The following is a 19,262-nucleotide window of genomic DNA, read 5'->3' as shown; positions in this document are numbered from 1 at the left end:
CGGGACCAGCGGGAACCGCCCGTCGGGCGATCAGACCCCCGCCGCCCCCAGCAGACGCCCCGCGACGTACGTCACCCCCATCGCGAGCGCACCGCCCAGCACGTTCCGCAGCACCGCGCGCTTCGGGTCGGCCGCTCCCAGCCGGGCGCTGCTCCAACCGGTGAGGACGAGCGCGGCCAGCACGGACCCCACGGTGACCGGGAGCCGCCGGTCGGCCGGGGGCAGCACGATGGCCAGCAGGGGCAGCAGCGCGCCCACGGTGAAGGCCAGGAAGCTCGCCCAGGCCGCGTGCCAGGGGTTGGTCAGCTCGTCCGGGTCGATGCCGAGCTCCACGCGCGCGTGCGCCCTCAGGGCGTCCCGCGCAGTGAGCTGCTCGGCGGCCTCCCGGGCCACCTCCCTGGACAGGCCGCGCTCCTGCAGCAGCTCGGTGAGCTCCTCCAGTTCGGCCTCCGGCTGCTCCCTCAGCTCCCGTTTCTCCACGGCCAGCGCGGCCATCTCGGAGTCGCGCTGGGTGGACACGGAGACGTACTCCCCGGCCGCCATGGACATCGACCCGGCGAGCAGCCCGGCCAGCCCGGCGGTGAGGAGAGCGGCCCGGGCCTGGGTGGCGCCGGCCACGCCGACGACGAGTCCCGCGGTGGAGACGATGCCGTCGTTCGCGCCCAGCACGGCCGCGCGCAGCCAGTTCAGCCGGGAGCCGAGCGCGCCTGTGTGGGACTCCTCGTGGGTTGGTTCCGTCACACGACGGAGGATCGCACCCCGGACGCCGAACCGCACACCTCGGCGCCCCGCGCCTCACCACACCCGCACCGACGCCCCCCGCGCGAACACCGGGCTCGTCGCGTCGGCCGGTGGCTCCGGCAGGGGCTCGGCGAGCTCCGCCACCGTCGGGCCCACCCTCGCCGCGACGGGATCCAGGAGGTCGAGGTCGAAGCCGTAGACGCGGGCCGCGTTGCCGCCGAGCATGGCCGTCAGCTCCGCGCGCGGGACGCCCGCGCAGGCGAACCGCAAGCCCTCCCGGGTGTACGGGTAGGTGCCCTCGTCGTGCGGGTAGTCGCTGCCCCACATGATCTTGTCGATGCCGATGCGGTCGCGCAGCGGGACCTCGTGCGGGCGCATGAAGCTCGCGCCGACGTAGCAGTTGTCCCGCCAGACCTCGGAGGGTGGCCGGCCCATGTGTGCGGCGAGGCCCGCGCCGAACTTGGCCTCGGCGGTGCCGGCCTTCGACGCGGCCGCGACCAGGCGGCCGTGGTAGTAGTCCAGCATGTCCAGGACGCCGGGGATCCAGCCGGAGCCCTGCTCGGTGAGCACCAGCCGCAGACCCGGGTGGCGGCGGAAGGCGCCGCCGAAGACCAGGTGCCACAGCGCGCGGTGGGAGAACCAGGTCGTCTCGACCATGAAGACCGCGCGGGCGGCCGGTTCGTCGCCGAGCGGAGGTGAGGCGGAGCCCGCGTGGTGGTTGACGGGGACGCCGAGTTCCGCGCAGACGGCCCAGACGGGGTCGTACACGCGCGAGTACAGCTCGGGCAGGCCGGAGCCCGGCGGGGTGCCGGGCAGCATCAGGCCGCCCTTGAGTCCCGCCGGGACGGCCCACCTGATCTCCTTGACGGCCTCCTCGACGTCACCGAGGAGGATCTGGAAGACCCCGGCCCGGCGGCCGGGCGCGGCCGCGCAGAAGTCCGCCAGCCAGCGGTTGTGGGCGCGCAGGCCGGCCCAGCGCCGCTCGAAGTCCTCGGCGTTCGGGGGCGGGGCCATCAGGGAGCCGGACGGGAAGAACGGCGGGATGGTGTTCGGGAAGATCACCTCGGCGACGATCCCGTCCGCCTCCAACTCCGCGAGCCGCCGCTCGGAGTTCCAGTTCCGGTCGGCGGAGTCGGCGAGCAGGTCCTCGTAGGGGTTGACGTAGGTGGCCGCCCAGACGTCGAAGTCGTCGTGGTAGCGCTTCTCCAGGTACGGCTTGTAGTCCAGGAGGTCGGCTCCCGCGTGGCAGTCGGCGGAGATCACCGTGTACCGCTCGCTCATCGCGTCACCCCCAGGACCGGGAAGTCATGGCCGGTCAGCCAGTGCCGGCCCGCCTCGCGCGAGCGCGCCCAGGACGCCTCCACGGCCGTCTGGTCGGCCGGCTGGCCGAGGTCGGCGGGGGTGGGGCCGATGCGCTCGGCCAGGGGTGTCAGCCCGCGCACGTCGAAGCCGAAGACCTCCGCCGCCGCCAGGCCCAGCATCCGGCGCGTCTCGGCGACCGGGATGTCGTGGAAGGTGCGGCGCAGCCACGCGCGCGTGTCGGGCCAGGTGCCCTCGGGATGCGGGAAGTCGCTGCCCCAGAGGATGTTGTCGACGCCGATCTCGTACCTCTGGGCCAGCTCGCGCCGCTTGGTGTTGGTGGCGCAGAGGAACACCTGCCGGTCGAGGTACTCGTGCGGCGGGCGCTTCAGCTCCTGGAACGGGGAGAGCTTCTTGCCGCCGTGCGCGCCGAGGTAGAGGCGGTCCATGAACCACAGCAGGTTCGGCAGCCACCAGCAGCCCGACTCCGCGATGCCGAACCGCAGTCGGGGATGGCGTTCGAAGACACCGGACCAGAGCAGGAACCACAGCGGCCGGGCCGGCCACCAGGTCACCTCGCTGACGTAGATGCCGAGGTGGTCGCCGTACTCCTCGCGCGGGGCCGCACCCGAGTGGGTGAGCACCGGCATCCCGCACTCGGCGGCTGCCGCCCACACCGGGTCGTAACGGCGGTCGTGGTACGGCTCCCTGCCGGCCCACATGGCGGGGATCATCAGGGCGCGCAGGCCCGACTCCCTGGCCCGGTGGAGCTCGGCGACGACCCGTTCGACGGGGGCCGTGACGGGCAGCAGGGCGACCCCGCAGTGCCGTTCGGGGTGCTCGGAGACGAAGTCCGCGAGCCACCGGTTGTGCGCCTGGGCGCCCGCCATGCCGAGTTCCGGGTCCTGGTCGCCGGACAGGCCCAGGCCGACACCGAAGGGCGCGGCGGTCCGGCTGTCCACGGCGTCGGCGTCCGGGAAGACGACCTCGGCCGCCACGCCGTCCCCGTCCAGTTCCTTCAGGCGCCGTGCGCTGTCCCAGCCGCCGCGCAGCCCCTCCTCGTTGTCGTGGAACCACCGGTCGGCGAAGGCCTCGTTGCGGATGCCGAGCCGGGTCATCTCCTCGCGGCGCCGGCCGCGGCCCGCGAGGAACTCGTCGAAGTCCCGGTGGAAACGGGACTCCAGGTAGGGCCGGTACTGCTCGGTGGGCAGCCCGGCGTGGCAGTCGGAGGAGATGATCAGGTACGGGTCCTGGTCGGTCACCGCAACCCCCTCTCAGTCCAGAATGAAGCTCTCGAGGTACGACGGGGTCGCGCGCTCCAGCATCGAGCGCGCTCGCGCGCGGATCTGGGCGTCGCTGTGCTCGCTCGCCGGCAGCAGCCAGAAGCGGTCGGCGCGGATGCCGTCCACGACCAGTTCCGCGACCTCCTCCACGGGCGTGAAGCGGACCTCGCGGCCGGCCGCGCTCATCGCGGCCTCCCACTGGTCGAGGCTGCGGTACGGCGTCTTCCGGGGGCGCTGTTCGGCGTAGCGGGCCGGCCGGTTGCGGTGCGACTCCCACAGGCCGGTGCGCAGCATGTGCGGCCCGGGGAAGAGCACGGAGGCGCCCACGCGCGCGTGCTCCGCCCTCAGATGGGCGTACAGGGACTCGGTCATCGTGACGACGGCCGCCTTGGTGACCGCGTACACGGATGCCGTCGGCAGGGGTGCGATGCCGCCGTCGCCGGAGGACGTGTTGACGACATGACCGTCCCGACCGGACTTGATCATCCGTGGAACGAACGCCTGGATGCCGTGGAAGACGCCCCACACATTGACGGCGAAGGCCCACTGCCAGTCGTTCGGCTCGTGCTCCCACATGCGCCCCTCGGCGCCGGAGCCGACCCCCGCGTTGTTGCACAGCACGTGTACGGCGCCGTGGACCTCGTACGCGGAGTCGGCCAGTTCCATGACCTGTTCGCGCACGCCGACGTCGACCACGCGCGCGTGCACATCGGCGCCCTCCGCGCGCAGGTCCGCGGCGGCCTTGTCCAGTGCGGCCTCCTCGACGTCGGCGAGGACGATCTTCAGGCCCTCGGAGGCGAACCGCCGCGCCGTCGCGAGCCCGATCCCGCTCGCCGCCCCGGTGACGACGGCGACCTGTCCCGCCCGCAGGTCCATCACGCGCTCCCTTCGGGCGGACCGTCATGGGTGTGGAGCGGGTCGTCGTAGCGCTGGTGGAGGTAGGGCAACAGGGCCTGCGCGTCGACCCGTTCGACGACCCGGCCGCTCTGGTCGCTGGTCTTCTCGCCGAGGGTCAGGCCCAGCAGACGCAGCACCGGGAGGTCGGCGACGGGGTCGTACCCGGACTCGCGGAGCAGGACGTCCCCGGTGAGCCGCTCCAGCCGACGCATCTTCTCGTGGCGTACGCAGTGCACCAGCACGGGGTCGCCGTCGAAGCCGGAACCGTCCACCGAGGGGAGGAACTTGAAGTAGAAGTCGGTCGTGCGCGACGGCTCCGGGAGGGGCAGTTCGCCGCTCACCGCGCCGCGCACCTCCACGAAGGCGATGCCGTGCCGTTCCAGCGACGCCCGTACGACGGGGCCGTCGCGCTCGACGGTCACCCGGCCGAGCTTCTTGGGCTCCCCGAAGACCTCGCGGCCGCCGATGAGGGCGCGTTCGTGGGTCATCGGCATCACCAGCGGGTACCAGCCGTCGACCTCGCCGTGGGCGGCGGCGACCGCGACGGAGCCCGCGCCAAGCGGGTAACCGGGGAGGTCGACCTTGCTGATGTTCACCCGGACGAGCGGATCGGCCGTGGGCTTCAGGGGTGGTGGCAGCACCGCCGCGACCGCGTCCGGGTCGGTCTCCCAGACGGCCACCACACCGGTGGACCAGATGGCGGGGAGCCGCGCGCTCGCGGTGCGCGTGGCGGCGATCTCCCGCTCGGTCCGTGCGCCGTACCGTACGCGTGCCATACGCCGTACCGCCCTTCTTCTGACGGACCGTCACCTGTAACACGGTTACAGCAGACGGGGGACGGGGTAAATACGCGTGCACCTACGGATCGGGGGGCGGGGATGCCGAGAATGGCGCTCAGCCGGGAGGAGGTCCTGGAGGCCGCCGCCGAACTGATGCGGCGACGCGGGCCGGACGCGCTGACGATGCGGGGGCTCGCCGCCGAGCTGGGCACCGCCGTCACCTCGATCTACTGGCACGTCGGGGGCCGTGAGGCCCTGCTGGACGCCCTGGTGGAGCGGACCGTGGCCGGACTCGGCGAGATCCGTCCGTCCGGACGCACGCCCGAGCAGCGGGTCGTCTCCGTCGCACGCGCCCTGCGCCGGCAGCTGCGCGACCGTCCGCACCTGGTGGCCCTGGTGCACGAGCGCGGGCTGACGGAGCGGATGTTCCTGCCCGCCCAGCAGGCTCTGGTGCGCGAGGCGCACGCGGCGGGGCTGCGCGGCGCCCGGGCGGCCGAGTTCGTACGGGCGGTGCAGTTCCAAGTCGTCGGCCATGTGCTGGTCGAGCGCAACCGCGAACGCGCCCCGGTCCAGCGGCCCGGCGAGGAGGAGCTGTGGAGCGCCGAGGCGGCCGGCGACGACCCCGCCCTGGCCCGCGCGCTGGGCCGCCCCGTGGACCCGGAGCGGCTGTTCGCCACCTCCGTACGGGCGTTGGTACGGGCGCTGCTCGCGCCGCACGGCAGAGGAACGGCGGCCAACCCCCCGCGGGGCACGCACGCGTGTGCGGCGGCCGATCAGGGGAACGGCCGCGAGCAGGCGGGTCCGCCCCTGAGGAACGGTGCTGTCAGTCGTGGCCCGTATCCTCAGTGACCATGCTCGAAGACCGTGCGACCGCAGTGTCCTCCCCCACCCAGTGGCCGGCCGCGTATCCCAAGGGATACGCGGTCGTTGACGTGGAGACCACCGGCCTTGCCCGGGACGACCGGATCATCTCCGCGGCGGTCTACCGGCTGGACGCGCGCGGCGAGGTCGAGGACCACTGGTACACCCTGGTCAACCCGGAGCGCGATCCGGGCCCCGTGTGGATACACGGTCTGACGAGCGAGGTGCTCGACGGGGCGCCGCTCTTCGCGGACGTCGCCGAGGAGTTCGCGGCCCGGCTCGACGGCCGGGTGCTGGTCGCGCACAACGCGGTCTTCGACTGGCAGATGATCGCACGCGAGTACGCGCGCGCACGGCGCGAGGCGCCGGTGCGGCAGCGACTGTGCACCATCGCGCTGTCCAAGGAGCTGGCGCTGCCGCTGCCCAACTTCAAGCTGGAGTCGCTGGCGGCGCACTTCGGGGTCGTGCAGCAGCGGGCGCACCACGCGCTGGACGACGCGCGCGTGCTCTCCGAGGCGTTCCGGCCCAGCCTGCGGGCCGCGGCGGCGGGCGGCGTACGGCTGCCGCTGCTGGAGTGCCGGCCGCTGACGGAGTGGTCGGACACGCCCCGGATCGGCCGGCAGGCGAGCGGCGGATACGGCGGATACCGTCCCGGCGGTTGGCGCCCGACTCGGAAGCGGCCCGCCTGCCCCTACCCCAACCCGGGACGCTACGAAGACGGCAGACGCCTCAAACAGGGCATGCGGGTGGCGTTCTCCGGAGACACCTCCACCGAACGGGAGCTGCTGGAGGACCGGGCCGCCGAGGCCGGGCTGCACGTGGCGACGAGCCTGTCGCGACTGACCAGCCTGCTGGTCACCAACGACCCCGAGTCGGGCACCTCGAAGGTGGTCAAGGCGCGGCAGTTCGGCACGCCGATCGTCGACGAGGCCGCGTTCGGGCAGCTGCTGAGGGACGTGGAGCCCTCCGACGAGTGACCGTGCGGATGGGTGATTCCCGGCGACTCGCCCGGCGCCCGCTCGCCCGGGAGTCGGTGACGGCTCACCCTGTGGCGCATGGCGAGATGCGAAGTTTGCGGCAATGACTACGGAATGACCTTCGAGGTCCACGCGCAGGGCGCAGTGCATGTGTTCGACTGCTTCTCCTGTGCGATCCACCGCATGGCACCCATCTGCGAACACTGCCGGGTGCAGATCATCGGTCAGGGCGTGGAGGTGGACGGCCACTGGTACTGCGGCGCCCACTGCGCCCGGGCGGAGGGGAAGACGGGGGTGGTGGACCGGGTGTGACGCGGCACCCGCCCGAAAGCACCCCACGGCTCGGAGGTACCGTCGTGGGGTGCACCGCTACCGCTTCCTGCTGTCCCGCCAGTGGGTGATCCTCACCCTCGTCGCGATCGCGCTGATCCCGACGATGACAAGGCTCGGCTTCTGGCAGCAGCACCGGTACGAGGAGCGGACCGCCCGGAACAACCTGGTCTCCGGCGCGCTGCACGCCAAGCCGGTCCCCGTGGAGCGGCTCACCTCCCCCGGGCACACCGTGACCCGCACCGAGAAGTACCGCTCGGTCACGGCGACCGGCACCTTCGACACGTCCCGGCAGGTCGTGGTCCGGCGCCGGACCAACTCCGACGGCGAGGTCGGCTTCCACGTCCTGACCCCGTTCGTCCTCACGGACGGCAGGGTGCTGCTGGTCAACCGGGGCTGGATCCCGGCGACCGGCGTGCAGACGGCCTTCCCGAAGGTCCCCGCGCCGCCCGCCGGCCGTACCACGCTCAGCGGACGGCTGATGGCCGACGAGACCACCGCGGCGAGCGGCATCAAGAACGTCAAGGGCCTGCCGGACCGGCAGATCATGCTGATCAACAGCGCGCAGGAGGCACGGCGGCTCGGCGCGAAGGTGCTCGGCGGTTACGTCGAGCAGACGGCACCCCAGCCCAAGGGCGGCTCCCCCGAGCAGATCTCGGACCCCGGCAGCGAGGACGCGCCGCTGAACTACGCGTACATGCTCCAGTGGTGGCTGTTCGCCGCGGGCGTCCCGGTGGGCTGGTGGTTCCTCGTCCGGCGCGAGATCCGCGACCGCGAGGAGGCCGCGGCAGAGGAGGAGCCGGAGGCGGCGGAACCGGCCACCGTGTGACGGCCCGGGCCGCCCCCGGGGAACCTCACTCCCCCGGCGCACCACCTGATTGGCCCCCAGGTCCACAGGGAAACCGCATCCCGTGAACGCGCGCATCGAGGACTACGCCCTCATCGGCGACGAACAGACCGCGGCTCTGGTCGGCAGGGACGGCTCGATCGACTGGCTGTGCCTGCCCCGCTTCGACTCCGGCGCCTGCTTCGCCAGACTCCTGGGCGACGAGGACAACGGCCACTGGAGAATCGCGCCGAAGGACGCGGGCACCTGCACCCGCCGCGCCTACCGGCCGGGCACCCTGGTCCTCGACACCGAGTGGGAGACCGACGAGGGCACGGTACGCGTCACCGACCTGATGCCACAGCGTGACCGCGCCCCCGACGTCGTACGCATCGTGGAGGGCGTCAGCGGACGTGTCACCGTGCGCGGCACCCTCCGCCTGCGCTTCGACTACGGATCCGTCGTCCCGTGGATGCGCCGCTCCGACGGGCACCGGGTGGCCGTCGCAGGACCGGACTCGGTGTGGCTGCGCACCGAGCCCCACGTGCACCTGTGGGGCAAGGACTTCGCCACCCACGCGGAGTTCACCGTCGCCGAGGGCGAGCGGGTCGCGTTCGTCCTGACCTGGCACCCCGCGCACGAGCGGCGTCCCCCGCTCATCGACCCTTACGAGGCGCTGAGCAACAGCGTCCGGGACTGGCGGCGCTGGGCGGCGCGCTGCCAGTACGACGGCCCGTACCGGGACGCAGTCGTACGGTCCCTGATCACGCTCAAGGCGCTCACCTACGCCCCGACGGGCGGAATCGTCGCCGCGGCCACCACATCGCTGCCCGAGGAGCCGGGCGGTGTGCGCAACTGGGACTACCGCTTCTGCTGGCTGCGCGACTCCACCCTCAGCCTCGGCGCCCTGCTGGCCGCCGGCTACCACAAGGAGGCGGAGGCCTGGCGCGACTGGCTGCTGCGCGCGGTCGCGGGCGACCCGGCGGATCTGCAGATCATGTACGGCCTGGCGGGTGAGCGACGGCTGCCGGAGTGGGAGGTGCCCTGGCTGCCCGGCTTCGCCGACTCCGCGCCCGTACGCGTGGGCAACGGCGCCGTCGACCAGCTCCAGCTGGACGTGTACGGCGAGGTCATGGACTCGCTGTCGCTGGCCCGCGGCGCGGGCCTGCCCACCAAGCCGCACATGTGGTCGATTCAGTGCTCGCTGATGAACTTCCTGGTGTCGGTCTGGCGGCAGCCCGACGAGGGCCTGTGGGAGGTGCGTGGCGGCCGACGCCAGTTCGTGCACTCCAAGGTGATGGTGTGGGTGGCCGCCGACCGCGCCGTGCGGACGCTGGAGACCCACCAGGAGCTGAAGGGCGACCTGGAGGGCTGGAGGGCGATGCGTGACGAGGTGCACCGGGAGGTGTGCGAGAAGGGCTTCGACCCCGAGCGCAACACCTTCACCCAGTATTACGGGTCGCGGGAGCTGGACGCCGCCCTGCTGCTGATCCCCCGCGTCGGCTTCCTGCCGCCCGACGATCCGCGGGTGATCGGCACGGTCGACGCGATCCGCGAGGACCTGGGCCATCACGGCCTCGTGCGCCGGTACGACACCGACGCCATCGGTGTCGACGGCATGCCGGGCGGCGAGGGCGCCTTCCTCGCCTGCTCCTTCTGGCTGGCGGACGCCCTGCACATGACCGGCCGTACGGACGAGGCCCGGGAGCTGTTCGAGCGACTGCTGGGCCTGGCCAACGACGTGGGACTGCTGGCCGAGGAGTACGACCCGGTCAGCGGCGGCCTGGTGGGCAACTTCCCGCAGGCGTTCAGCCACATCGGGCTGGTGAACACCGCCCTCACCCTGTTCGGGGATCAGGAGGCAGGATAGGGGCCATGGATCTTGGACTGAAGGACCGGGTGTACGTCGTCACCGGCGCCACGCGCGGACTGGGCAACGCGGCCGCGCGGGAACTCGTCGCCGACGGCGCGAAAGTGGTCATCACCGGCCGTGACGAGAAGCGGGTCGCCGACGCGGCCGCCGAACTGGGCCCGAACGCGGTGGGCGTGGCCGTCGACAACGCCGAGGCGGGGGCTCCCGAACGGCTCGTCGCGGCCGCACGGGAGCACTTCGGCGCCTTCCACGGCGTCCTGGTGAGCGTCGGCGGGCCGCCGCCCGGGTTCGTCGCCGACAACACGGACGAACAGTGGCGCAACGCGTTCGAGTCGGTCTTCCTCGGCGCGGTACGGCTCGCTCGCGAGGCCGCGGCCGAGTTGGAGGCGGGCGGGGTCATCGGGTTCGTGCTCTCCGGGTCGGTCCACGAACCGATTCCCGGGCTGACGATCTCCAACGGGCTGCGGCCCGGACTCGCCGGGTTCGCGAAGTCGATCGCGGACGAGCTGGGGCCGCGCGGGATCCGGGTCGTGGGGCTGCTGCCGTCGCGCATCGACACGGATCGCGTGCGCGAGCTGGACCGGTTGTCCGCGGATCCCGAGGCCACTCGGGCCGCCAATGAGTCCCGGATTCCGTTGCGCCGGTACGGGACGCCCGAGGAGTTCGGGCGGGTGGCCGCGTTTGTGCTGTCCCCGGCGGCTTCTTATCTGACCGGGATCATGTTGCCCGTGGACGGGGGGATGCGGCACGGCTTCTGAGGGCCGGTTCTTGGTCGGGTGCGGGGGCTGGTCGAGGCTGTGCGGCGGAGCCGCAATTCGGTACAGCGCCCGGTGCGGGGCTGGTCGGGCGTACGCGGCGGAGCCGCGGGTCGGTTCAGCGCCCGGGGGGGCCGGCCGGGCCTACGCGGCGGCGCGCGGGGCCGCTCCAGCCCCGCGCGCCTCTTTCCGCTCGGCCGAGCCCTCAAGTGACCCTTTCCGCCCGGTGTTTGACCGCCCCCAGTCGTACTTCCGCCGGAAGTGACGTCAGCCCCGCCGACTCCCGTGCGTGGACCAGGGACTGAGCGGTGAAGTCGGTCAGGGCCGTCCAGGGGTCCACGTCCGGCTCTAGCCGCAGCCGGGCCCTCGCCGCCGGTGCCGTACGGCGGCCCGTCAGCAGGACGTCGGTGGAGTTCACCCCCCGCTGTCGGGCCGCCTCCGCGGCGAGGACCGACTCCAGGGCCTTCCCGTCCAGCAGGGCGCCCTCGCCGTCGCCGGTGTCGACCAGGACCTCGGTCAGGCGGTGCCGGCGCACCAGCGCGGTGAGCCACCACAGGGCGAACAGCACGAGGAGGGTCAGGGCGCCGATGACCGTCGGCCACCACCAGTCGGCGCCCCGCCAGCGGGTGCGCTCGGGCGTGCTGAGCAGGACGTCGTGCGGGCCGGTGTGGAGCCAGGGGTGCGGCGGCGGTGCGCCCAGGCCCACGGCCAGCACCGAGCCGCCCAGGGCGAGCAGCAACAGCCCGACGAAGCCGGTCAGTACGCGATTCACGCCGCCCCTGTGCATCCGGCTCACCCCTTCCGTCCGGGCCGCCGGACGTGTACCGACAGCGCGGGCTCGCGGCTGAGCCCGAGCCCGCGGACCGCGTCGGCGAGTACGGCGTCCAGGTCCGCGTGCACGTCGTCCAGGTCGCGGAAGTGCGAGACGGCACGGACTTTGGCACGCCTGCGGCGCAGCCGCACCCGCACCGCCCGCACACCGGAGACCTCCATGGCCCGGTCGCGCAGCACCAGGGCGGCCGCCTCCCGCCGGAGTCCGGCGCGGACGTCGTGGTGCGGGCGCCGCATGGGCAGCAGGTCGCGCAGGCCGGGCGTGACGGCCAGGACGAGAAGCCACAGACCGAGGGCGGCGGTGATGCCCGCCCCGACCAGCACCCAGGTGTCGTCCAGGGGCCGTTCGGCGAGCTGCCGGGCCAGGGCGCGGCGCCATCGCATCGCGGGACGGTGCGCGCGTACGGCGGCGATGTCGTACAGGAAGACGCCGGCACCGGCCAGGAGGAGCAGGGCGACGATGGCCGCCGGGACACGGCGCGCCGACCAGAAGCGGCCGCTGCTCTCGGAAAGCGGGGGCGGTGGGACGTCGGGGGGCTCGTCGACGTGGAGGACGGGCAGTGGTCGTGGGGTGCTCTCGGGTGGCCGGGGCTCGCTCATGACGTCCTCCCGTGGGGCGCGCCGGGCGCCGGTGTCAGGTGCAGCCGCTCGACCCGGACGGCGACCTCCGGCACCTCCATGCTCAGCAACGCGCCCACCCGCTGGGCGACTTGGCGACGCACGGCCGCGCAGCGGGCGCCGATGTCGCAGGGGTACCCGAGTTCCAGACGGACGCGGACGCGGGCCGTCCCATGGTGGACGACCACGGTGGCGCGCGGGGACGCGGCGCCTTCGGGCAGCGGGGCGAGGGCCTCGCGCGCGGCCCGTGCGGCGATCTTCGCGACGACGGAGTCGGCGATCCGGAGGGCGCCGCGCTCGCCGGGCGGCATCAGGGTCACGGGCCGGCGTACCGTGCCGGTCTGCGCGCTCACGGCGGTCACCGCCGCCGGTCGCGCCGGTCGCCGCGGGTGCGGACGAAGTCGCCCAGTTCCAGGTCACCCTCCAGGAAACGGCCGGCGACGAACCCGACGGCGCCGAGCGCCGCCACCAGCAGGAAGGCTCCGAACCCGCCGAAGTACCCGGCGAAGCCCAGCGCCATTCCGGCGATCATGCCGACCACGGCCATGCTCATGCAGCGCTCCTCAGCTCATCAGGTGTGCGGGTGTCCATGCCGGTGCCTCACTGGATCCGGGGCGGCTCGAGCTCCTCTTCCTCCTCCTCGGGGAGCTTGACGTCGCTCACCGCGATGTTGACCTCGACCACCTCCAGTCCGGTCATCCGTTCCACGGCGGCGATCACGTTCTCCCGTACCGCGCGGGCGACATCGCCGATCGACACGCCGTAGTCCACGACGATCTCCAGGTCGAGTGCCGTCTGCACCTCGCCGACCTCGGCCTTCACGCCCCGGGTCACGGACTTCGAGCCGCCCGGCACCCGGTCGCGCACGGCCCCGAGGGTTCGGGCCAGCCCGCTGCCCATGGCGTGGACGCCGAGCACGTCCCGGGCGGCGAGTCCGGCGATCTTCTCCACGACACCGTCGGCGATGGTCGTCCGTCCCCGGGTCGCCGGGTCTCCGCCGCCGCGTCTGGTGGGTTTACGGGTCGACACCTGCGGCTCGTTGTCACCGTCTGGGGTCGTCGTCATCTCGGTCATCGCCGTACGTCCCTTTCGGTCGTCGTTCTGCGACCACCGTAAGCACGGATGCTCGGTTGCGCGCCGGGGATGCGGCAGGCTGGACGAATGACGGCGGACCGGTGGACACAGGAAGTCAGGCACCAGCTGGGACTGGGCAGGCTGCTGCCGCTCGGCGGCCCGCGCGACGGGGCGTGGATCGCCGAAGGGGCGGCCGTGGCGGTCCTGAGCCGTGCCGCGTCAGGGGTGCCGGGGGTGCGGCTGGGGGCGCTGCGGATCAGGCTCGCCGATCCGGACGACGTCCACGAACCCGTCGTACCGCCTCCGCCGAGCGCACTGTCCCCGGGCTCGCTCCGGGTGACGGCGGACTTCGCGGCCACCTCCGCCGAGCCCCTGCCGGCGACGGCGTCCCGGCTGCGACTGACCCTCGCGGCGGCCGCGACCGAACACCTGGGCCTCGCGGTCACGGAGGTCGATCTCCGGGTGACGGGGCTGCTGGAAGCGGTGGGGCAGCCCACGGCGGCACCCGCACCGCAGCCGCTGCCCGCCCGGGTGACCACGGATCCGGACGAGACCCGCGTCGTCGAGGCCGCGCTCGCCGTTCCCGGGGTGACCTGTCTGACGGGTTCGCTCGGGGGCCTGGGCCGGGCGGTGCACGTCGAGGAACGCGCGGGCGACATGTCGCTGCCCCACCGGCACGTACGGGTGGAGCTGGCGACGAGCGCGGGCCACCGGGCCGTGGACGTGGCCCGGCAGGTGCGTGGGGCGGTACGGGACGCGCTGGACGATCACCCCACGGTGGCGGTCCTGGTCACGAGCGTGGAATGACCGCCGGCCGTGGGCGGCGCCGGCCTGCGGCCAGGCGCCTGCCCGGAAAGGTCATTCGCCGACGCCGGCCAGGTCCCGCAACCGCCGACCCTGCGCAGCCCGCTCCGCGGCACGCTGAGCGTCGTAGTCACGCCCCTGCGCACCCCGCAACAAGGCCTTCGTCTCCACCACGGCGTCCCGCGGCGCGGCCAGCACCGCGGTGGACAAGTCCCGCATGGCACCGTCGAGTTCCCCGGCAGGCACCGCGAGGTTGGCCAGCCCGGTCGCCACCGCCTCCTCGGCGCCGACGAACCGCCCGGTCACGCAGATCTCGAGCGCGCGGGCATACCCGACCAGCCCGACCAGCGGATGCGTGCCGGTCAGGTCGGGGACGATGCCGAGGGCGGTCTCGCGCATGGCGAACTGCACGTCGTCCGCGACGACCCGCAGATCGCAGGCGAGCGCGAGCTGGAACCCGGCCCCGATGGCGTGCCCCTGCACGGCGGCGATGGACACGATGTCGTTCCGCCGCCACCAGGTGAACGCCTCCTGGAATTCGGCGATGGTCGCGTCGAGCCCGGCGTCGTCACGGCGCGCGAGATCGGTGAAGGTCGGCTCGCCCGGGATCCCCTCCGGAGTGAACATCTGCCGGTCCAGCCCGGCGGAGAAGGACTTGCCCTCGCCGCGCAGCACCACGACACGAACGGAGCCCGGCAGCAACCGACCGGCCTCGGTGAGCGCCCGCCACAGAGCGGGGCTCTGCGCGTTGCGCCTGGCCGGATTGGTCAGCGTCACCGTGGCGAGCGCGTCGTCGACGGTGAGCCGTACGCCGTCCTTGTCGAGTGCAGGAGCGAGGTCCTGGTCGGGCGAAGCCATGGGGCGCCTCCGATGAGTGCGGTCATCAAGCATGCGTCAGCATGCTAAGCGACTGCACAGTAACCACCCGGCCGATCAGTGCACCGACCGGGTGGCCACCATCGAAGCCGATGGGCCTCCCGGAGTCAGGACGATGCGGCCTTCTTGCCCCGGGTCGCTCCGCCTCGCCCACGAAGCGTGACGCCCGACTCGCTGAGCATCCGGTGTACGAAGCCATACGAGCGGCCGGTCTCCTCGGCCAGCGCCCGGATGCTCGCACCGGAGTCGTACTTCTTCTTCAGGTCTGCCGCGAGCTTGTCGCGCGCGGCGCCGGTCACCCGGCTGCCCTTCTTCAGAGTCTCGGCCACCCGTGCCTCCTCATGGGAAGTGCGCTCTGGTCTCCTCATGATCACCCCTCCGGGGCGGGATGGCCACCCATTCGGCAAGGTCCGTGAGACATCGTTGTGACGACAGGAGCGCATCCACACAAGCGGAATCAAGGATTCCACCGCGGAGTGTCCGTGGGGCCGAACGGGCGGATTCGCGAAGTGCCAGGTCAGGGATGCGCAACGGCCGATCCCTTGGGAGAGAAGGGACCGGCCGCGAAATCGATGTACGACACACCTCGATACGAGGAGATCTCACACAGATGATGGATCACGGATCGGCCGAATGATCCATACGCAGTGGATCAGCCTTTCGATCACGCCAGGGCGACGAGATCCGCGTAGTCGGAGCCCCACAGGTCCTCGACACCGTCCGGCAGCAGAATGATCCGCTCCGGCTGGAGCGCCTCGACGGCGCCCTCGTCGTGGGTGACGAGGACGACCGCGCCCTTGTAGGTGCGCAGGGCGCCGAGGATCTCCTCGCGGCTGGCGGGGTCGAGGTTGTTGGTCGGCTCGTCCAGGAGCAGGACGTTCGCCGAGGAGACGACCAGGGTGGCCAGGGCCAGGCGGGTCTTCTCGCCGCCGGACAGGACGCCGGCCGGCTTGTCGACGTCGTCACCGGAGAACAGGAACGAACCGAGCACCTTGCGGACCTCGACGAGGTCCATGTCGGGGGCCGCGGAGCGCATGTTCTCCAGGACCGTGCGCTCCGGGTCGAGGGTCTCGTGCTCCTGCGCGTAGTAGCCGAGCTTCAGGCCGTGGCCGGGGACGACCTCGCCGGTGTCCGGCTTCTCCACCCCGCCCAGCAGCCGCAGCAGGGTGGTCTTGCCCGCGCCGTTGAGGCCGAGGATGACCACCCTCGATCCCTTGTCGATGGCGAGGTCGACGTCGGTGAAGATCTCCAGGGAGCCGTACGACTTCGACAGGCCCTCGGCCATCAGCGGGGTCTTGCCGCAGGACGCGGGTTCCGGGAAGCGGAGCTTGGCGACCTTGTCGGACTGGCGGACCGCCTCCAGGCCGGACAGCAGCTTGTCCGCACGGCGGGCCATGTTCTGCGCGGCGACCGTCTTGGTGGCCTTGGCGCGCATCTTGTCGGCCTGCGAATGCAGTGCGGCGGCCTTCTTCTCGGCGTTTGCGCGCTCGCGCTTGCGGCGCTTCTCGTCGGCCTCGCGCTGCTGCTGGTAGAGCTTCCAGCCCATGTTGTAGACGTCGATCTGGGAGCGGTTGGCGTCCAGGTAGAAGACCTTGTTGACGACCGTCTCGACCAGGTCGACGTCGTGGGAGATCACGATGAAGCCGCCGCGGTAGGTCTTCAGGTAGTCGCGCAGCCAGATGATCGAGTCCGCGTCGAGGTGGTTGGTCGGCTCGTCCAGCAGCAGGGTGTCGGCGTCCGAGAAGAGGATACGGGCCAGCTCGATACGGCGGCGCTGTCCGCCGGAGAGGGTGTGCAGGGGCTGGCCGAGCACGCGGTCGGGCAGGTTGAGCGCGGCGGCGATGGTCGCGGCCTCGGCCTCGGCGGCGTATCCGCCCTTGGTGAGGAACTCGGTCTCCTGGCGCTCGTACTGCTTCAGGGCCTTCTCGCGGGTCGCGCCCTGGCCGTTCGCGATCCGCTGCTCGTTCTCGCGCATCTTACGGATCAGCACGTCGAGTCCGCGGGCGGACAGGACACGGTCACGGGCGAGGATGTCGAGGTCGCCGGTGCGGGGGTCCTGCGGGAGGTAGCCGACCTCGCCGGAGCGGGTGACGGTGCCAGCGGCCGGGATGCCTTCGCCGGCGAGGACCTTGGTCAGGGTGGTCTTGCCTGCGCCGTTACGGCCCACGAGGCCGATGCGGTCGCCCTTCGCGACACGGAAGGTGGCGTTCTCGATGAGGACGCGCGCACCGGCGCGCAGCTCGATACCGGAGGCGGAAATCACGGACAGACTCCAGGGCGTACGTGGTTGGCGGGTGGGCGGCTGAGGACGTTCCCGCCGTCTAATGCGCGAGGAGAATGGCCATGGAGTAATTCTAACGGGGCCGTGCAAGCGGTTTTTCCGTCCGTGTGTTCGGGGTGCTCGGGGTGCTCGGGCCCGCTTCCTGGCACCGGGAGGCGTTGTCAGTGGGGGCTGCAAGACTCGAAGCCACGGCAGAACCGACGCGCGAAGGAGTGATCTGCATGGCAGGCACGGGCGGACGGCCGAGCATCTACCCGACGCTGCTGTACGCGGACGCGAAGGCGGCGATCAAGCAGCTCACGGAGGCCTTCGGGTTCACCGAGCTGTCGGTGTACGAGACCGAGGACGGCACGGTGATGCACGCCGAGCTGGTCCAGGGCAGGGGTGCGGTGATGGTCGGCTCCAAGGGCCGCGGCGGCCTGTTCGACTTGGCGATGAAGGGCGCGGGGCCCGCGGGGGTGTACGTGGTCGTGGACGACGTCGACTCCCACCACCAGCGGGCCGCGGAGCACGGCGCGGAGATCCTGATGCCCCCGACGGACCAGGACTACGGCTCGCGGGACTACATGGCCCGGGACGCCGAGGGCAACATCTGGAGCTTCGGCACCTACGCCCCCGAGATCGGCGCCTGAGCGGCGCGGTCCCGCAGCCCGCCGGCTATCCCCCGGTGTGCACCTGGAAGGCGGCGCGGCGCACGGCCTTGGCGAGGGCCGGGTCCGGATGGGCGGCGGCGAGCGCGACCAGGACCTGCACGGTGCGCGGGTGGCCGACGGCGCGGACCTCGTCCAGCAGCGCGGGGACGGTGGGCTGCACCGCGGCCTCCAGATGCCGTACCAGCATCGCCGTCTCGCCGTGATCGGCGACGGCGGCGGCGGTGTCGACCCACAGCCAGGTGGCCTCCTCGCGGGTGAGGACCTCGTGGGCGTCCTCCGGGTCGATGCCGTCGTGCTCGGCGAGCCACAGCAGGGCGTACGGCCTCAGGGCCGGCTCGTCCACGACGGACCGCACCTCGGGTTCGGCGGGGGCGCCGACGACCCGCAGCGCCTCGAAGGCGAGGCCGCGCAGCAGGGCGTCCTCGCCGCGGGCGGCGGCGAGCAGTTCGGCGACGGCGCTGCCGACGGGGCGGGCGGCGAGCCAGGCGCGGTACTCGGCGCGGGCCGCGTTGGGTCGCAGCTGGGCGCAGCCGCGGAGCATGTCCTCGGCGGACTGCTCGATGTTCCCGGCGGGGCTCTGCGCGGCCACGCAGATCTGCTCCAGCTTGACCCAGACCGCCCAGCTGCCCAGCGGCGTCAGCGTGGCCTGGCCGTCGCCGCAGGTCAGGGCGCCGACGGAGGCGAGGGCCGTCAGGGCCCAGTCCAGGAGGGGGGCGAGCGGGGTGTCCCCGGCGGGTGCGGGTTCCGCCGGCCTCAGGGTCCCGGCGTGCCCCGCGGACTCGGCGGGGCCGGGCCCGTAGGCGACCTCGCAGCGCTCGGTGCGCAGTTCGGTGACCCGCTGCTGGAGCAGGTCGAGCAGCTGCTCGACCGGGACCGGACCGGCGGACAGCTGGAGGAAGGAGAGCACCTGGGGCATGGCCGAGACGACCTCGGCGACGGCGGCCGGCTCGTGGTCCGCGGGTTCCGGGCAGGCGAGTGACCAGGCGTCGAAGAGGGCGACCCAACCGCGCAGCACGGCGCTGTCGTCGCGGTCCCAGGCGCGCAGGCGCCAGCCGGGGCGCGCGCTGTCCCCGTGCACCTCGACCAGTCCGGCGAGGCGGGCGGTGTCCCAGTCGGCGCGGACCTGAGTGGCGCTCAGGCCGATGTCGGCGGCGGCACGCTCGGCGGTCGCGTCGGAGAGGGTGGCCTTGCCGTCGGCCGTGGCGGCGTCGCTCCCGGGGCCGAGGGCGGCGTCGGCCCAGCGGGCGACGCGGACCGCGCCGGCCAGACCGGTGCGCGCCATTCTGGCCAGTTCCCCGGGGGCCGGGGTGCCCTCCGGCGGCCGGGGTGCGGGGCGGCGCGGACGCCGCTGGTTCACAGCTCTGGGGGCGGCGGCCAGGGGTCGCGGTCGGACGAGTCGGAGCCTGGAGTCGCGCGGGATACGGGACGTCACAGGTGCAGTCTTCCGCTTGACGGTCGGAAAACCCAAACGGAATGTCACGGGGGGCGACGGGGCTGGCCAACG

22 protein-coding genes are annotated in these 19,262 nt (G+C 72.7%); 8 read left to right on the top strand and 14 right to left on the bottom strand.

Features of this window, described 5'->3' with window-relative positions; translation table 11 throughout:
- Window positions 1–30: 30 nt before the first annotated feature.
- The 5 genes from ACFZDC_RS27505 to ACFZDC_RS27485 are packed head-to-tail and all read right to left on the bottom strand — an operon-like array spanning window position 31 to window position 4,996.
- Window positions 31–741, bottom strand: a complete 711-nt coding sequence (locus ACFZDC_RS27505; RefSeq protein WP_391328054.1) for a VIT1/CCC1 transporter family protein — start codon at window positions 739–741, stop codon at window positions 31–33.
- Window positions 742–795: 54 nt separating this feature from the next.
- On the bottom strand, window positions 796–2,022 hold the full coding sequence (locus ACFZDC_RS27500) for an amidohydrolase family protein (protein WP_391328052.1): 1,227 nt from the start codon (window positions 2,020–2,022) through the stop codon (window positions 796–798).
- Window positions 2,019–3,302 (bottom strand): amidohydrolase family protein, encoded by a 1,284-nt coding sequence (locus ACFZDC_RS27495; protein WP_391328050.1) that lies wholly within the window; start codon window positions 3,300–3,302, stop codon window positions 2,019–2,021. The genes ACFZDC_RS27500 and ACFZDC_RS27495 overlap by 4 nt, the downstream gene beginning before the upstream one ends.
- Before the next feature lie 12 nt (window positions 3,303–3,314).
- Window positions 3,315–4,199 (bottom strand): SDR family NAD(P)-dependent oxidoreductase, encoded by an 885-nt coding sequence (locus ACFZDC_RS27490; RefSeq protein WP_391328048.1) that lies wholly within the window; start codon window positions 4,197–4,199, stop codon window positions 3,315–3,317.
- Complete coding sequence (locus tag ACFZDC_RS27485; protein ID WP_391328046.1) at window positions 4,199–4,996, bottom strand: acetoacetate decarboxylase family protein; 798 nt, start codon at window positions 4,994–4,996, stop codon at window positions 4,199–4,201. Before ACFZDC_RS27485 ends, ACFZDC_RS27490 begins: the two co-directional genes overlap by 1 nt.
- A gap of 102 nt (window positions 4,997–5,098) precedes the next feature.
- Here ACFZDC_RS27485 and ACFZDC_RS27480 point away from each other — a divergent pair, with 102 nt between their 5' ends.
- From ACFZDC_RS27480 to ACFZDC_RS27455, 6 genes are all read left to right on the top strand, one after another.
- Window positions 5,099–5,848, top strand: coding sequence for a TetR family transcriptional regulator (locus ACFZDC_RS27480; protein WP_391328044.1), 750 nt, complete (start codon window positions 5,099–5,101; stop codon window positions 5,846–5,848).
- A gap of 2 nt (window positions 5,849–5,850) precedes the next feature.
- Window positions 5,851–6,837 (top strand): DEDDh family exonuclease, encoded by a 987-nt coding sequence (locus ACFZDC_RS27475; RefSeq protein ID WP_391328042.1) that lies wholly within the window; start codon window positions 5,851–5,853, stop codon window positions 6,835–6,837.
- Between the two features lie 78 nt (window positions 6,838–6,915).
- Complete coding sequence (locus tag ACFZDC_RS27470; RefSeq protein ID WP_330457017.1) at window positions 6,916–7,149, top strand: hypothetical protein; 234 nt, start codon at window positions 6,916–6,918, stop codon at window positions 7,147–7,149.
- A 49-nt stretch (window positions 7,150–7,198) separates the two neighbouring features.
- Entirely contained in the window at window positions 7,199–7,996 is a 798-nt protein-coding gene (locus ACFZDC_RS27465; protein WP_391328041.1) for an SURF1 family cytochrome oxidase biogenesis protein, read from the top strand.
- Window positions 7,997–8,078: 82 nt separating this feature from the next.
- Window positions 8,079–9,863, top strand: a complete 1,785-nt coding sequence (locus tag ACFZDC_RS27460; RefSeq protein WP_391328039.1) for a glycoside hydrolase family 15 protein — start codon at window positions 8,079–8,081, stop codon at window positions 9,861–9,863.
- A gap of 5 nt (window positions 9,864–9,868) precedes the next feature.
- Window positions 9,869–10,624, top strand: coding sequence for an SDR family oxidoreductase (locus ACFZDC_RS27455; RefSeq protein WP_391328037.1), 756 nt, complete (start codon window positions 9,869–9,871; stop codon window positions 10,622–10,624).
- A 202-nt stretch (window positions 10,625–10,826) separates the two neighbouring features.
- Here ACFZDC_RS27455 and amaP read toward each other — a convergent pair whose 3' ends face one another.
- Genes amaP through ACFZDC_RS27430 form a run of 5 tightly spaced genes read right to left on the bottom strand, consistent with a single transcriptional unit; the run spans window position 10,827 to window position 13,144 of the window.
- Window positions 10,827–11,408, bottom strand: a complete 582-nt coding sequence (gene amaP / locus ACFZDC_RS27450; RefSeq protein WP_391328035.1) for an alkaline shock response membrane anchor protein AmaP — start codon at window positions 11,406–11,408, stop codon at window positions 10,827–10,829.
- Window positions 11,409–11,413: 5 nt separating this feature from the next.
- Window positions 11,414–12,052, bottom strand: coding sequence for a DUF6286 domain-containing protein (locus ACFZDC_RS27445; protein ID WP_391328033.1), 639 nt, complete (start codon window positions 12,050–12,052; stop codon window positions 11,414–11,416).
- Window positions 12,049–12,432 (bottom strand): hypothetical protein, encoded by a 384-nt coding sequence (locus ACFZDC_RS27440; protein ID WP_391328031.1) that lies wholly within the window; start codon window positions 12,430–12,432, stop codon window positions 12,049–12,051. Before ACFZDC_RS27440 ends, ACFZDC_RS27445 begins: the two co-directional genes overlap by 4 nt.
- Window positions 12,429–12,623, bottom strand: a complete 195-nt coding sequence (locus tag ACFZDC_RS27435) for a hypothetical protein (RefSeq protein ID WP_391328029.1) — start codon at window positions 12,621–12,623, stop codon at window positions 12,429–12,431. The genes ACFZDC_RS27440 and ACFZDC_RS27435 overlap by 4 nt, the downstream gene beginning before the upstream one ends.
- Before the next feature lie 47 nt (window positions 12,624–12,670).
- On the bottom strand, window positions 12,671–13,144 hold the full coding sequence (locus ACFZDC_RS27430; RefSeq protein ID WP_391328028.1) for an Asp23/Gls24 family envelope stress response protein: 474 nt from the start codon (window positions 13,142–13,144) through the stop codon (window positions 12,671–12,673).
- Between the two features lie 87 nt (window positions 13,145–13,231).
- On the opposite strand from ACFZDC_RS27430, the gene ACFZDC_RS27425 reads away from it, so the two are divergent.
- Window positions 13,232–13,951, top strand: a complete 720-nt coding sequence (locus tag ACFZDC_RS27425) for a nucleopolyhedrovirus P10 family protein (protein WP_391328026.1) — start codon at window positions 13,232–13,234, stop codon at window positions 13,949–13,951.
- 51 nt (window positions 13,952–14,002) lie between these two features.
- On the opposite strand, the gene ACFZDC_RS27420 is transcribed toward ACFZDC_RS27425, so the two are convergent.
- From ACFZDC_RS27420 to ACFZDC_RS27410, 3 genes are all read right to left on the bottom strand, one after another.
- On the bottom strand, window positions 14,003–14,806 hold the full coding sequence (locus ACFZDC_RS27420) for an enoyl-CoA hydratase-related protein (RefSeq protein ID WP_391328024.1): 804 nt from the start codon (window positions 14,804–14,806) through the stop codon (window positions 14,003–14,005).
- Between the two features lie 125 nt (window positions 14,807–14,931).
- Window positions 14,932–15,153 carry a helix-turn-helix domain-containing protein gene (locus tag ACFZDC_RS27415; protein ID WP_004002281.1) on the bottom strand — a complete coding sequence of 74 codons (222 nt, stop codon included), beginning with the start codon at window positions 15,151–15,153 and terminating at the stop codon, window positions 14,932–14,934.
- Between the two features lie 335 nt (window positions 15,154–15,488).
- On the bottom strand, window positions 15,489–17,087 hold the full coding sequence (locus tag ACFZDC_RS27410) for an ATP-binding cassette domain-containing protein (RefSeq protein WP_391328022.1): 1,599 nt from the start codon (window positions 17,085–17,087) through the stop codon (window positions 15,489–15,491).
- Window positions 17,088–17,326: 239 nt separating this feature from the next.
- Here ACFZDC_RS27410 and ACFZDC_RS27405 point away from each other — a divergent pair, with 239 nt between their 5' ends.
- Complete coding sequence (locus ACFZDC_RS27405; RefSeq protein ID WP_391328020.1) at window positions 17,327–17,737, top strand: VOC family protein; 411 nt, start codon at window positions 17,327–17,329, stop codon at window positions 17,735–17,737.
- A 25-nt stretch (window positions 17,738–17,762) separates the two neighbouring features.
- Here ACFZDC_RS27405 and ACFZDC_RS27400 read toward each other — a convergent pair whose 3' ends face one another.
- Complete coding sequence (locus ACFZDC_RS27400; protein ID WP_391328018.1) at window positions 17,763–19,040, bottom strand: hypothetical protein; 1,278 nt, start codon at window positions 19,038–19,040, stop codon at window positions 17,763–17,765.
- Between the last annotated feature and the right edge of the window lie 222 nt (window positions 19,041–19,262).

This window comes from Streptomyces sp. NPDC007905, assembly GCF_042959345.1.
GTDB lineage: Bacteria > Actinomycetota > Actinomycetes > Streptomycetales > Streptomycetaceae > Streptomyces.
This window is presented reverse-complemented; position numbering and strand designations above follow the sequence as displayed.